Origin of the sequence: Aeromonas sp. RU39B, from assembly GCF_900156095.1 — a bacterium.
GTDB lineage: Bacteria > Pseudomonadota > Gammaproteobacteria > Enterobacterales > Aeromonadaceae > Aeromonas.
This window is the reverse complement of record NZ_FTMJ01000014.1, coordinates 1-12,463: the sequence shown is the minus strand read 5'-3', so window position 1 is coordinate 12,463 and position 12,463 is coordinate 1. Positions and strand designations below refer to the sequence as shown.

The window sequence follows — 12,463 nt, the reverse complement described above, 5'->3', positions numbered from 1 at the left end:
TGGCTCGCAAACCCGATATATCAGGCTATGTAAAACGTTTGCGCGCATCTAGGATTGCCACGCCAGTTAGAAGGATTCTCCTTCTATATTGTTTCTTGCGATCCAATCGCAATTCCGTAGCACTTTTTCAAGGCCCGTTATCGCACGATAGTGGGCCTCGTTTTTATGGTCAGCCGGTATAGCTGCCGATGTGGGGACGGCGACTGGGGCCGGCCAGGTGGATATCGACCGGATTGAACGCCTTGATGGCTTCAAAGCTGAAGTCACCGATAGCCCGGTGCAGGCTGTCAGGTGCATGGTTGGTAATCAGAATGACGCTCTTGGAGAGGTTGCGGCGCCGACGCAGCAGGTGACCTAAAAAACTGGACTGGCTTTCGGCCAGTTTGGCCCGGTTGGCAGCCACCTCATCAATAATCAGTAGATCCACCTCTTCCAGTGCCCGGCGATACTGGTTGCGCTCTTCCTGATCCTCAATCACGTTGAAAAACAGCCGATCGACGATGGATGCCCATTGCTGGAAGATCACCGACTTCTGATGGCGCTCGATAAGCTCATGGGCAACTGCGCCGGCCAGCGTCGATTTACCCGTGCCGTAGTCGCCATAAATGAGCATGCAACCGCCACCGCTCTTTTCCCAATGCTCAAAGCCACTGATAAAATAACGGGCGGTCTCGATGGCATATTGCAAGGCCGGATCCTGATGATCCATGCGCTCGAATATCCACTCCGGATTCAGGTCGGCCTGGGCGATCAGGCGTTGGATGCGGGACTGCTGAGCCTGCTTTTGCAGCTCACGCACCTCGGCGTTGGCCTTGGCTTCATACTCTTTGCGCAGGGTTTCATAGTCATATTGCTGCCCGCCAGTTTGGGCTTGCAGGCGCTGAATGCGCTCCAGCAGGGTACCTACGTGCTGGCGAAGCTCCGGATCTGAAGGGGCTCGCCCGGGCTTGTCGCGGTTGATTTGCTGACGGCGGGCTTCGATATCAGCCAGATCCTGAGCCATCTGATCTTTGTCATGAGCCATGTTCTTGCTCCTTCTGCTCGGCCACGCGTTTAGCTTCTTCAATCATCTCAAGGGCCCGCTTGCTGGGCCTGCTATCAGTGGGTGCTGGCGCTACTTGTTGATAACCCAGCTCTTCTTTGGGCGTTCGGCGCACATAGCGGCGCGTTTTCAGGGCGCGGATAAACTTGAGCATCCACTGGTGCTGATTGTCATACACTTCGGGTCGCCCCAGCCAGTAGGCGATAAACTCGCCCAGCTCTTCTTCGCTATAGCTGCAATCAAGCACGCCACAGAGTTTGGCCAGTGCCGGTAATCCAGCATCCGGCCGCCACTGCAGGTGCATCGGGAAAGGGCGAGTCGGTAGCGGTGAATCAGGAGCCCTGCCCAATAAAGGCAAGATAAAGGATTGCTGGTGGAAATGGTCACCACAAGGTTCGCATTCAAGCAGTCCTGCCATGACTAGCTCTTCGAGCAATTGGGTGAGCTGCCGGGCATTGACCTGATAGCTAAAACCGGACGCATCTTCCGGATCCACGACGGCCAATGCTCTGCCCAGCACCGGATAGTTGAGCTGAGCTGGCTGATTTTCCAGTACCAACCGGCGCAGGTGCAGGCAATAGAGCGTTCGCGCCGGGTGGCTCAGACGCGGATGGGAGAGGGCGCTGTATTCGGCTGGGGTCATGGCTGGCCTGTATCGGAGGTTCGGCGCCATTATCACCGATGGTGAGGGTGGGTACAAACTATGGTGTACCTGCCTCAGGGTTATCGCAGCGGTCATGCCCATCACAAATGGAGGATGACCGTGTAAATGCTTGCGGTGGGACGCAAGTGAGAATCACTGTTAAGAAATGGTAAAGTTAGTTTTCTATTCTGCTGGATATTTCCCACCACCCGTTTAATTGCGATGAATTATTCACTGCAATATTCGCGCTGAGGCTAGTACTGGCGCTGTTTCGGCCAATTTTTGACGCAGTGATTGGGTTGTCAATGCTCTGGCGTGCTACTGCCAAACGTGAGCCGCACAAAATTTTGTACTCATATGGTAGGGAGGCAAACCACATCGGTTAGGCTAGTCTTACCTTATCTATCCACGTTGTTGATGTTGAGCTGTTCCATGTTACTAGCCGGAGTCCGAGTTCTGGTCATTGAGGATGAAACTGTGTTTCGCCATCAATTGGCTGGCTATCTTGAGCGTTGTGGCGCTGCCGTATTTCAAGCCGAAGATGGCATTGAAGGCATGGCCGCGGCTGCGCTGTCTCATCCGGATGTGGTGCTTTGCGATCTCAACATGCCTGCCATGGATGGACACGAAGTGCTGGCCTGTCTGTCAGCACGCTACCCCGACCTGCCGGTGATCGTCATCTCTGCTCAAAGCCGGATGGATGTGGTCGCTAGGGTGTTACGTGCTGGTGCCCGCGATTACCTGATTAAACCGATTCGGGACTGGGAATTGGTGAGCTATAGCATCAGTCAGTGTTTGGCTGAGCAACCCAGTGCCGTGCAGCAATTCGAGTTGCTGGAACACCTCGATGCTTTGCGCTCAGATGACCGGCTGGCCACCCGCATCGCTAATCAGATGACCAAGCCCTCTTTGCAAGAGTGGGGGCCGTGGGAAGTGACCAGTCAGGGGCGCGGTAATCTGTTTATACCAGAAAGCTTCAAAGTGGGTGAGCGGCTGCTAGTGCTCATCATGGAGTTGCCCGTTGGTGGGCGGGATGGTGCGTTCTGTTCGGCACTGGTGCGCATGCTGATGAACACGCCATTTCGGCAATATCAGCGTGGTGAAAATCGGCTTATTGAGCATCCTGGCAAATTGCTTGCTTACCTCAACTGGCATCTTGTGGAGTCTGGCATTCGTCAACCCATGAGCGTGGCAGCGCTGTTGTTCGACCAAGATGACAACCTGCTGTTTGCCAATGCGGGGTTAAGCTCACCACACTGGCTGGCTCGTCATGGCGGGTTGTCGCTTGGCTTGATGCGTGACATCACCTACCCGGTGCATCGCCGTAGCTGGCATGATCCCTTTATGCTCGATGTGAACAGCGACAGTGGTCAGTCGCTCAATGTTCGGGTTCATCACCACTGAGTTTTCGATGTATTTAAAAACAAAAAAGGGCGCCATCGGCGCCCTTCTTGTTATGAAGCATCATCAGACAGCGCTGGTTTCCAGCTTGCCCTTCTCTTCCTCTGCAACGGCTTTGCCTTCGGCGCCGTGCATCCAGTAGATAAGACGGTTGGACATCAGCAGCAGAATGGCTGCACTGATGGTTGCAGCGATAGCAATGCCACCGAAGATGGCCATGGCACCGGATTCGCCCACGAAAGAGCCGATGAAACCGGCAGCGTAGTTGGCGAGGGCCACAAAACCGAACCAGGCACCCATCATCAGGGAGGCGAGACGCAGCGGAGCCAGCTTGGTCACCATGGAGAGACCGATCGGGGAGAGGCATAGCTCGCCCAGGGTGTGGAACAGGTAGGCACCGATCAGCCAGAACATGGACGTCTTAACGGCGTTATCGCCACCTTGTTCCAGAACGGCACCGATCATGAACAGGAAGCCCAGCGCCAGGAACAGCAGACCCATGGCGAACTTCACCGGTGAGCTCGGCTCACGCTTGCCCATCTTGACCCAAATAGCGGCGATAACCGGAGCCAGGGTGATGATGAAGAAGGGGTTGAGCGACTGGAACCAAGCGGTCGGGACTTCGAAGCTACCGATCATGCGGTTGGTATACTGCTCGGTATAGAGGCTCATCAAGCCGCCCGCTTGTTCAAAACCGGCCCAGAAAATGATGGTGAACAGACCCAGGGTCAGGATGACCTTGATGCGGTCCACTTCCTGCTTGGTCAGCGGGGCTTTCTTCTGATTGCCTGCTGCTGCAGCGCGCTTGGCCGCCGGCTCTTTACCGATGTTGCCAAGGAAGCTCGGTGCCATGGTGGTCTGCAGCACCAGAGAGAGCAGCATGCCCAGACCGGCAGCAACGAAGGCAGCTTGCCAGCCGTAGGCGTTGGCAGCGGCACCGGCAACGAAACCGGCGATGAGGGCGCCCAGGTTGATACCCATGTAGAAAATGGTGAAGGCACCATCACGGCGGTGATCGCCCTCTTCATAGAGGTCACCCACCATGGTGGAGATGTTCGGCTTGAACAGGCCGTTACCGATGATCAGACCCGCCAGGCCCAGATAGAACATGGTGTTGACGCTGTCCGGGAACATGCTGTGCGGAAGGGCCAGAGTGAACTGACCGGCAGCCATCAGAATGGCACCAATGATAATGGCGCGACGCTGACCCAGGAAGGTATCAGCCAGCCAGCCACCGATCAGCGGAGTGATGTAGACCAGACCGGTGTAGATACCGTAGAGCTTGAGAGCATCTGCCTGGTTCCAGCCCAGACCGCCCTGAGTAGTTTGGGCAGTGAGATAGAGTACCAGTACGGCACGCATGCCGTAGTAGGAGAACCGCTCCCAGAGTTCGGTCCCAAAGAGCAAAAAGAGCCCCTTGGGGTGACCTAAAAAGGTCCCTTTCGACGGGTTATTCATGGAACTTCCACCTGTTTTTTTTGGACGTTGTATTAGTGTTTTTGCAAGGACTGAAAACAGCCGCCCAACCTTATAGAGCAAGAGAGATTTAATTACAAGAACAGGGTTTGGCAGGCGATTGTCTTTCTTTGATTGATTTTTTCTGGATCAAAAAAACAGCCGGGCATCGCATGACGCCCGGCTGTGATCTGGTAATTCAAAACAAAATTCTGAAATTACAGGTTTTTAGCGAAATTCTTGAGCCATTCAACAAACTCGCCATTGAGCTCACGGTGGCGCACAGCGTACTCCACATTGGCCTTCATGTAGCCCATCTTGCTACCGCAGTCGTGGCTACGACCCTTCATGAAGTAGGCGTTGACCTGCTCCTGCTCCATCAGCATGGCGATGGCATCGGTCAGCTGAATCTCATCACCGGCTCCGGGAGGCGTTTTTTCCAGCAGCGGCCAGATGTTGGCAGAGAGGACATAACGGCCCACCACGGCCAGATTGGACGGAGATTCATCTTTGGCCGGTTTTTCGACAATGGCCTGCATCGGCAGAGACATACCGGCAGTCAGGGTTTCGCCCTTGATGTCAGCAATACCGTACTTGTCGACTTCGCTGTGAGGAACTTCTTCAACCATGATCTGGCTGACGTTTTCCTCTTCATAGAGGTGGACCATCTCGGCCAGGTTATCCTTCTTCGGGTCACTGGCCACGTCGTCAATCAGCACGTCTGGCAGCAGCACGGCAAAGGGGTTGTCACCGATCAACGGACGGGCGCACAAAATGGCGTGACCCAAGCCTTTGGCCTCACCCTGACGCACATGCATGATGGTGACATCTTTGGGGCAGATGTTTTGCACTTCGGCCAGAAGCTGACGTTTTACCCGCTTCTCGAGAGTGGCCTCCAGTTCGAAGCTCTTGTCGAAGTGGTTTTCGATCGAGTTCTTACTGGAGTGAGTAACCAGAATGATTTCCTTGATCCCGGCAGCGATAGCCTCTTTGACCACATACTGGATCAGCGGCTTGTCGACGACTGGCAGCATCTCCTTCGGAATGGCCTTGGTGGCTGGCAACATGCGGGTACCCAGACCAGCCACTGGCAGGACGGCTTTGCGAACAATCGTTGGGTTCTTTTTCATTGAGATGATCCCGTGACACAAATTGCCTGCATGTTACCCCAACAATAACAAGGCGGCCACTGGCCGCCTTAGGGTTATTTTGCTACCAGCATCTCCCGATTGGCATTGAGTGTGGCGGGGCCGATGCCGCTCACTTCGGCCAGTTGATCGACCGAGCTGAATTTACCCTGTTTGGTGCGGTAGTCGATGATGGCCTGGGCTTTCTTGTCGCCAATCCCCTTGAGCTGGGTCAGCTGCTCCAGCGTGGCGGTATTGAGGTTGATCTTGCCCGCTTCGGCTACTTCGGTGGTGACTGCGGGTTTGGCCGCCGTGCTCTTTTCCGCCGCCTGTAAGGGCGCGCCCAACAGTGACAAGCTGGCGAGTAGCGTGGAGATCAGTAACGTCCTTGTCTTCATGGTGTCCTCCTTGGGGGACGGTGGATAGTGGAGTTAGGTTTAGAGCACTCCCCTCAGCACCTTTCTGTTTCTTTTGTCAGTATGATAACTCGGCACAAACAGCTATAAGCGCTGACATAGTGGCTGGGCTAATATGCAACCATATGAAAAAACACGAGATTAAAGAGATGCAGTGGAATGATGAGATTCGCGCCGAGGTGTGCTCACTGGCCCGACAAGCCGGGGAGCAAATTCTGGCCGTCTATCAGAGTGATTTCAGCGTCGAGCACAAGGCTGATGCTTCCCCGCTGACTGAAGCCGATCAGCGTGCCCATCGGACCATAGTGGCTGGCCTCAGTGCACTGACGCCGCAGTGGCCGGTGCTCTCTGAAGAGTCGGGTGATGCGGTGCTGGCGCAAAGCCGTGCGTGGGGACGCTATTGGCTGGTGGATCCACTTGATGGCACCAAGGAGTTTGTCTCCCGCAACGGCGAATTCACCGTCAATATTGCCCTGATTGAGCATGGTTTTCCGGTCTGGGGTGTCGTTTATGCGCCCGTGTTGGATGTGCTGTGGGAAGGCGGTGTGGGAATGGGGTCTCGGCGTGAGGCGGCCGGGGATAGCGTGTTGATTCACAGCCAGCCGCATCGCGATGGCGAGACCTGGCAGGTGGTGGGCAGCCGTCATCATCTGTCGCCAGAAACCCTCGAGTTCCTGGCTCCGCTTGGGGAGAATCTCAATCTGGTGTCGATGGGCAGTTCGCTCAAGCTCTGCCTGGTGGCGGAAGGTAAGGCGCATCTCTATCCGCGATTGGCTCCCACGTGCGAATGGGACACGGCAGCTGCACAGGCGGTGGTTGAAGGGGCGGGCGGCTCGGTGAACACCTTGCAGGGGGAGCGGCTTCGTTATAACAAGCCGGACATTCTCAACCCCTGGTTTGTGGTGAGCGCCTAATTAAGAAAACGCCGGGAAACCCCGGCGTTGTGCTATCAGAGTGCCCGTTTAAATGGCTTGATGGTCACGCTTGCGTAGATACCAGCAGCCACATAGGGATCGGCATCGGCCCAGGCGCGGGCGTCAGCATAAGAGGCAAACTCGGCGATCACGGTCGAGCCGGTGAAGCCGGCTTCACCGGGATCTTCAGCATCAATGGCCGGATTGGGGCCGGCAACCAGCAAGCGCCCCTCATCTTGCAGCTGTTGCAGGCGGGCAAGATGGGCCGGACGCGCTTCCTTGCGTTTGGGCAGGCTGTTGGGAACATCTTCGGCGTAGATGAGATACCACATGTGACACTCCTTGTTGGCGTTATTTTTTCTGATCCGCCGGCTGGTGGCGGTAGAGGTAAACCCCGCTTATCAGGGTAAACACGACGGTCATGCCCAGCAGGCCGAAGACCTTGAAGTTGACCCAGGTCTCCTGTGAAAGATGGAAGGCCACATAAAGATTGAGCAGACCACAGGTGAAGAAAAAGCCTACCCAGCCCAGATTAAGGCGATCCCATACGCTATCGGGGGCGCTTAACTCCTTGCCCAGCATCTGACGGATCAGATTCTTGCCAAAGCCATAGCGGCTAACCAGCAGGGCCAGTGCAAACAGGGCGTTGATGACGGTGACTTTCCACTTGATGAAGACATCGCTGTGGAAGATCAGGGTCAGCGAGCCGAAGAAGGCCACCATGATGAAGGTAATGAGCTGCATCTTCTCGACTTTGCGATAACGCAGCCAACCATACAGCAGTTGGGCGCCGGTAACGGCCACCAGAGCGCCGGTGGCGGCATAGATATCGACCAGCTTGTAAACCGCGAAAAAGACGATCAGCGGGAGAAATTCAATAAACTGCTTCATAACAGATCCATGGGTGAGAACGGGTCCAGTTTAACCGAGTCGTGCCGGCCGGCAAGTCATCAACGGAACAGCTCGGTTGCAACATGCTTGCCCAGCTCTTTCTGCTCGGCCAGCAATGCCGCGATGTCTGCCGAGCTTATCCGCGGATTGAGCAACACGGCACGCAGCAGAGTCAATGGCTGCTCGCCATAGCGGGCAACCGAACGCTGGGTGCGCGACACAAAGCTGTGCCCCGCAGCGCGCTGGCGTTTTTGCACGGCCATGGTGAATGCATTGACCTGAATATTGTCTGACTCATCGAGCACTTTGCCCTGCAGATGCGGCGGAATGCAGCGATAGGCCAGCAGGTTCATGACCGGCACCGCCATCAGCTCAAAGGCAGGATCGGCGGCGATCAGTTCGGCCATCAGGCGCGCCCGATCGTAGTTCTCTTCAATCAGCCGGGCATAGCCTTGCTGCCCAATCAGGTGAAATGCGGCATCCAAATAAATGGCATTGGCCGGGCGGGTGCCTTCCAGCGTAAAGCGGCCCTGATCATACGAGGTTGCGCGAATAGCGTAAGGCGCTTCCCGTTTGACGGCCATCATCAGATCCGGCTCGCGGCAAAGCAGCATGCCGGTGCCAAGCGGGATCAGCAGTTGTTTGTGACCATCCAGCGTGACGGTATCCGCTTGATCCATGCCTGCCAGCAGCGAGCGGTAGCGCAGCGAGAAACGGGTTGGGCCACCCCAGGCGGCATCGACGTGAAAATGCACGCCTTCACGGGCGGCAATAGCGGCCATCTCGGGCAGCGGATCGATGGAGCCAAAATCGGTGGTGCCCGCGACGCCAATCAGCGCGATAACCTTGATGCGTTCGGCCTTGCAGCGCGCCAGTTCAGCTTCCAGCGCCGCTAACCGCAACCGGTTATGTTCGTCCACCGGCAGCCGGATCACCTGATGGGCGCCGCCACCGAGCAAATCCATCCCCTTGTCGAAGGAGTAGTGCATCAGCCGCGAGCCGATCACGGCCATGCCACGCCAGCGCTGCTCAAACAGTCGGAACAGATTGTCTCCGCAGGCCCGATTGCGTGCCAGCCACAGGGCGGTGACGTTGGCGATGGTGCCACCACTGGTCATTACGCCCAGTGCAGCGTCTTTGCCGTGCATATGCTGCTGGTAAAAGTCGTCACTGCGCTCAAACACCAGATGATGCAACTTGGCCATCACCTCCCGCTCGAGGAAGGTAAGCAGGCGGGAGGACTCCATCTTCATCGGATTCTGGTTGAGCATCACCAGCAGACGGGAGAGCTCACCGGTAAAGGCCGGCAGCGGCGCCGTCATATGGCCCATATAGCGCGGCGAGGCCAGGTGCGATGCGCCCGGCAGCAATCTGGATAGGCGGGAGACATAGTCGGGCAGGCTCATCTCGCCGCCCGGCATGGTGGCCAAGGAGAGCCATTCGGTAAAGCGTGAACGGTCGTAGGGTTGCTGGCTGTCGTCCTGCTCGTGAAAATCCCGGATCAGATGGCTGATGTGGCCATCCAGGTCCTGATGGGGAGAGAGGAACAACTCATCTAGCTTCATGTCGGCACCAACTCCGTGACTGTGCGTCAGATTGGGCGCAGAGCATACCGCAAATGTGCAGGTGTGACAGTAAGGTGTCGCTGCAATAGCAGTGGACATTGCTCAAGATAGAGCATGAAAAGTAACCATTTATTGGTAGTTTTTTCGCGGCGAATTGTTAAAACGTGCACTCAGCCACAGTCCATTTTTCTGCTAACTGCCAAGCTAGTCTCAGTTTTCTTTCGGAGATACAAACAGATGAGCGATATCGCACTCGCCATCAGCATCCTGTCTCTGGTCGCTGTATTGGGGCTATGGCTCGGTAATTTACGAGTCTACGGAGTGGGCCTCGGGATTGGGGGAGTGCTGTTTGGTGGCATCATAGTAGGTCACTTTGCCGGTATGTATCAGCTGGAGCTTAATGCCGGTACCCTGCATTTTATTCAGGAATTTGGCCTTATCCTGTTCGTTTACACCATAGGTATTCAGGTCGGGCCGGGCTTTTTTGCCTCGTTGCGCAGCTCCGGCCTTAAGCTGAATGCCTTTGCATCGCTGTTGGTATTGCTCGGCGGTGTCATGGTGGTGCTATTGCACCGTCTGTTTGATGTGCCGCTGCCGGTGATCCTCGGGATCTTCTCAGGTGCGGTGACCAACACCCCGTCACTGGGTGCCGGTCAGCAGATCCTCTCCGAGCTGGGGGCTCAACCCGGCCTGACCGGCCTGATGGGGATGGGCTATGCGGTGGCCTATCCATTTGGTATCTGCGGGATTTTGCTCAGCATGTGGCTGGTGCGGGTGTTCTTTCGGGTCAAGGTAGAGGACGAGGCCGCACAGTTCGAGCTGCAGGCCGGCAAAACCAAAGAGAGCCTGCACACTATCAACATTGCTGTGCGCAACCCCAACCTCAACGGCCTGATGATCAACGAAATCCCCTGCATGAACGGGGCGGATATCATCTGCTCGCGTCTCAAACGTGGCGATGAGTTGATGGTGCCCAAGGGCGAGTCGCGGGTGCAACTTGGTGACCTGCTGCACCTGGTGGGTGAGAAGCATGCCCTGCATCAGGCCCTGTTGGTGATGGGGGAAGAGGTGGAAACCTCGCTCTCCACCCGTGGTACTGAACTGCGGGTCGAGCGGGTCGTCGTCACCAACGAGCAGGTGCTGGGCAAGAAGATCCGCGACCTCGACATCAAGCAGAAATACGATGTGGTTATCTCGCGCCTCAACCGTGCCGGCGTCGAGCTGGTGCCGACCAGCCAGACCAGTCTGCAGTTTGGCGATATCCTCAATCTGGTGGGGCGGCTGGATGCCATCGAAGCCGTGACCAATGTGGTCGGTAACGTGCAGCAGAAGTTGCAGCAAGTGCAGATGTTGCCGGTGTTTATCGGCATTGGCTTGGGTGTGTTGCTGGGGTCAGTGCCATTTTATCTGCCCGGTTTCCCTGCGGCGCTCAAGTTGGGCTTGGCGGGGGGGCCATTGGTGGTGGCGCTGATCCTGGCCCGGATCGGTAGCATTGGTCGTCTTTACTGGTTTATGCCGCCGAGTGCCAACTTAGCGCTGCGTGAAATTGGCATCGTCATGTTTCTGGCCGTGGTCGGTTTCAAGTCCGGAGATGGGTTCTTCGATACCCTGCTCAAGGGCGATGGGCTCTCATGGATGATGTATGGCGCTATCATTACCATCGTTCCGCTGTTGACCGTGGGCTGCCTGGCTCGTTTCTACGGCAAGCTCAACTACCTGACATTGTGCGGTATGCTGGCCGGCTCCATGACAGATCCTCCGGCACTGGCATTTGCCAATGCGATGCATCCGAGTAGCGGCGCTAGTGCCCTCTCCTATGCGACCGTGTATCCCTTGGTCATGTTCCTTCGCATTATCTCACCACAGCTACTGGCCCTATTGCTCTGGGCCGGAGCCTGAGTCCCTTCGTTCGTATATTTAAAAAGTCGCCATTTGGCGACTTTTTTCTCAACTCATTGATGAAATTCGATTTTTTTGAAAGATACGAGCACGCTTCGTTCGATATTTTGCGATGGTTTGTTGCGTCATTCTTTAGCTACAGTTAACGCTCGGTAATCCGCCTTCGGCCATTTTGGAATCTTTTATGAACATCATCACCACTGAGCAGAAAGTTGTTATCACTAGCTTTGTTGGCAAAGTTTACGTAATGGGTCCAGATGGCCATCAGATTGAACTCAAAGTGGGTGATGTGCTCCCCAAGGGAACCGCCATTTTTGTTGAAGATGGCGGCTCGGTTAACACCGCCGTTGCCATCGAGGCCGATGACCTGGCACAGCAAGCTGGCCAGCCAGGGGCAACCCCTGATGATGTCGCAGCCTTGCAACAGGCGATTGCCGATGGCGTCGACCCGACCAAAGCCTTTGACGCCACTGCCGCCGGTGCGGCGGCTGCCGGCGGTGGCGTTGCTGGCGCCAGCAGTAATGACGGTTATGTTGTGGTTGATATGGCGCTCGATCAAACCATTGCTATCGCCGGCTACGACACCACTCACGAGCAAGCTGCAGCTCAAGAGGAAATTGCTTCCGCTAGTGTGGATGTTGTTCAGATACCTGAGACTAGTAATGCACTTGTCATTGCCACTGACGACCGCTACGAGGTCAACGAGGATGGCTCGGTGACCCTGACCCTGCTGGCCAACGACAAGGCACCGGATGGCGGGCTGGCTATCCAGTCCATCAATGGGGTGGCGCTGACCGGGGCTGCGCAGAGCATTGCGGTGACCAACGGCACGGTGGAGATTGCGGCCGACGGCAGCATCAGCTTTGTGCCTGCGGCCAACTTCAACGGCGAGATCAGCTTTGACTACGTGGCTAAGGACGCTGACGGTGATACCGACAGCGCCACGGTCAGCATCCAGGTGGCGGCCCAGGACGATCCGGTCGATGCGGTGAACGACAGCTACGAGGTCAACGAGGATGGCTCGGTGACCCTGACCCTGCTGGCCAACGACAAGGCACCGGATGGCGGGCTAGCTATCCAGTCCATCAACGGCGTGGCGCTGACCGGCGG

The 12,463-nt window shown here is 56.3% G+C and carries 12 protein-coding genes; 4 read left to right on the top strand and 8 right to left on the bottom strand.

What is annotated here, in order from left to right; translation table 11 throughout:
* Positions 1 to 169: 169 nt before the first annotated feature.
* Entirely contained in the window at positions 170 to 1,024 is an 855-nt protein-coding gene (locus tag BW958_RS16670) for a DnaA ATPase domain-containing protein (RefSeq protein ID WP_076576993.1), read from the bottom strand.
* A complete protein-coding gene (locus BW958_RS16665; protein WP_076576991.1) occupies positions 1,014 to 1,685 on the bottom strand; it encodes a DnaT-like ssDNA-binding domain-containing protein in 672 nt (223 codons plus the stop codon). Before BW958_RS16665 ends, BW958_RS16670 begins: the two co-directional genes overlap by 11 nt.
* Before the next feature lie 432 nt (positions 1,686 to 2,117).
* Here BW958_RS16665 and BW958_RS16660 point away from each other — a divergent pair, with 432 nt between their 5' ends.
* Positions 2,118 to 3,089, top strand: coding sequence for a response regulator (locus tag BW958_RS16660; protein WP_076576989.1), 972 nt, complete (start codon positions 2,118 to 2,120; stop codon positions 3,087 to 3,089).
* 63 nt (positions 3,090 to 3,152) lie between these two features.
* Here BW958_RS16660 and BW958_RS16655 read toward each other — a convergent pair whose 3' ends face one another.
* The 3 genes from BW958_RS16655 to BW958_RS16645 all read right to left on the bottom strand — a co-directional run bounded on the left by BW958_RS16655 (position 3,153) and on the right by BW958_RS16645 (position 6,066).
* A complete protein-coding gene (locus BW958_RS16655; protein ID WP_076576988.1) occupies positions 3,153 to 4,544 on the bottom strand; it encodes a peptide MFS transporter in 1,392 nt (463 codons plus the stop codon).
* Between the two features lie 215 nt (positions 4,545 to 4,759).
* A complete protein-coding gene (galU, locus tag BW958_RS16650) occupies positions 4,760 to 5,671 on the bottom strand; it encodes a UTP--glucose-1-phosphate uridylyltransferase GalU (RefSeq protein WP_076576987.1) in 912 nt (303 codons plus the stop codon).
* 74 nt (positions 5,672 to 5,745) lie between these two features.
* Positions 5,746 to 6,066, bottom strand: a complete 321-nt coding sequence (locus BW958_RS16645) for a ComEA family DNA-binding protein (RefSeq protein WP_076576985.1) — start codon at positions 6,064 to 6,066, stop codon at positions 5,746 to 5,748.
* A gap of 167 nt (positions 6,067 to 6,233) precedes the next feature.
* On the opposite strand from BW958_RS16645, the gene cysQ reads away from it, so the two are divergent.
* Positions 6,234 to 6,998, top strand: coding sequence for a 3'(2'),5'-bisphosphate nucleotidase CysQ (cysQ, locus tag BW958_RS16640; RefSeq protein ID WP_076577148.1), 765 nt, complete (start codon positions 6,234 to 6,236; stop codon positions 6,996 to 6,998).
* Between the two features lie 35 nt (positions 6,999 to 7,033).
* Here the strand turns inward: cysQ and BW958_RS16635 are convergent, their stop codons facing one another.
* The 3 genes from BW958_RS16635 to BW958_RS16625 are packed head-to-tail and all read right to left on the bottom strand — an operon-like array spanning position 7,034 to position 9,454.
* Positions 7,034 to 7,330, bottom strand: coding sequence for a YciI family protein (locus BW958_RS16635; protein WP_076576983.1), 297 nt, complete (start codon positions 7,328 to 7,330; stop codon positions 7,034 to 7,036).
* Between the two features lie 19 nt (positions 7,331 to 7,349).
* Positions 7,350 to 7,889, bottom strand: coding sequence for a septation protein A (locus tag BW958_RS16630; RefSeq protein WP_076576982.1), 540 nt, complete (start codon positions 7,887 to 7,889; stop codon positions 7,350 to 7,352).
* Positions 7,890 to 7,948: 59 nt separating this feature from the next.
* Complete coding sequence (locus tag BW958_RS16625; RefSeq protein ID WP_076576981.1) at positions 7,949 to 9,454, bottom strand: aminotransferase class V-fold PLP-dependent enzyme; 1,506 nt, start codon at positions 9,452 to 9,454, stop codon at positions 7,949 to 7,951.
* A 237-nt stretch (positions 9,455 to 9,691) separates the two neighbouring features.
* On the opposite strand from BW958_RS16625, the gene BW958_RS16620 reads away from it, so the two are divergent.
* Positions 9,692 to 11,353: a putative transporter gene (locus BW958_RS16620; RefSeq protein ID WP_076576980.1), complete on the top strand. Its 1,662-nt coding sequence runs from the start codon at positions 9,692 to 9,694 to the stop codon at positions 11,351 to 11,353.
* A 184-nt stretch (positions 11,354 to 11,537) separates the two neighbouring features.
* Positions 11,538 to 12,463: retention module-containing protein (locus tag BW958_RS16615; protein ID WP_143233127.1), on the top strand; the 926-nt coding region annotated here is incomplete at its 3' end.

What these genes read in the sequence shown, in the direction of transcription:
- BW958_RS16665 (WP_076576991.1), bottom strand. Translation starts at nt 1,685, where the DNA reads ATGACCCCAGCCGAATACAGCGCCCTCTCCCATCCGCGTCTGAGCCAC.
- cysQ (WP_076577148.1), top strand. Translation starts at nt 6,234, where the DNA reads ATGCAGTGGAATGATGAGATTCGCGCCGAGGTGTGCTCACTGGCCCGA.
- BW958_RS16625 (WP_076576981.1), bottom strand. Translation starts at nt 9,454, where the DNA reads ATGAAGCTAGATGAGTTGTTCCTCTCTCCCCATCAGGACCTGGATGGC.
- BW958_RS16620 (WP_076576980.1), top strand. Translation starts at nt 9,692, where the DNA reads ATGAGCGATATCGCACTCGCCATCAGCATCCTGTCTCTGGTCGCTGTA.
- BW958_RS16655 (WP_076576988.1), bottom strand. Translation starts at nt 4,544, where the DNA reads ATGAATAACCCGTCGAAAGGGACCTTTTTAGGTCACCCCAAGGGGCTC.
- BW958_RS16635 (WP_076576983.1), bottom strand. Translation starts at nt 7,330, where the DNA reads ATGTGGTATCTCATCTACGCCGAAGATGTTCCCAACAGCCTGCCCAAA.
- galU (WP_076576987.1), bottom strand. Translation starts at nt 5,671, where the DNA reads ATGAAAAAGAACCCAACGATTGTTCGCAAAGCCGTCCTGCCAGTGGCT.
- BW958_RS16660 (WP_076576989.1), top strand. Translation starts at nt 2,118, where the DNA reads ATGTTACTAGCCGGAGTCCGAGTTCTGGTCATTGAGGATGAAACTGTG.
- BW958_RS16670 (WP_076576993.1), bottom strand. Translation starts at nt 1,024, where the DNA reads ATGGCTCATGACAAAGATCAGATGGCTCAGGATCTGGCTGATATCGAA.
- BW958_RS16645 (WP_076576985.1), bottom strand. Translation starts at nt 6,066, where the DNA reads ATGAAGACAAGGACGTTACTGATCTCCACGCTACTCGCCAGCTTGTCA.
- BW958_RS16630 (WP_076576982.1), bottom strand. Translation starts at nt 7,889, where the DNA reads ATGAAGCAGTTTATTGAATTTCTCCCGCTGATCGTCTTTTTCGCGGTT.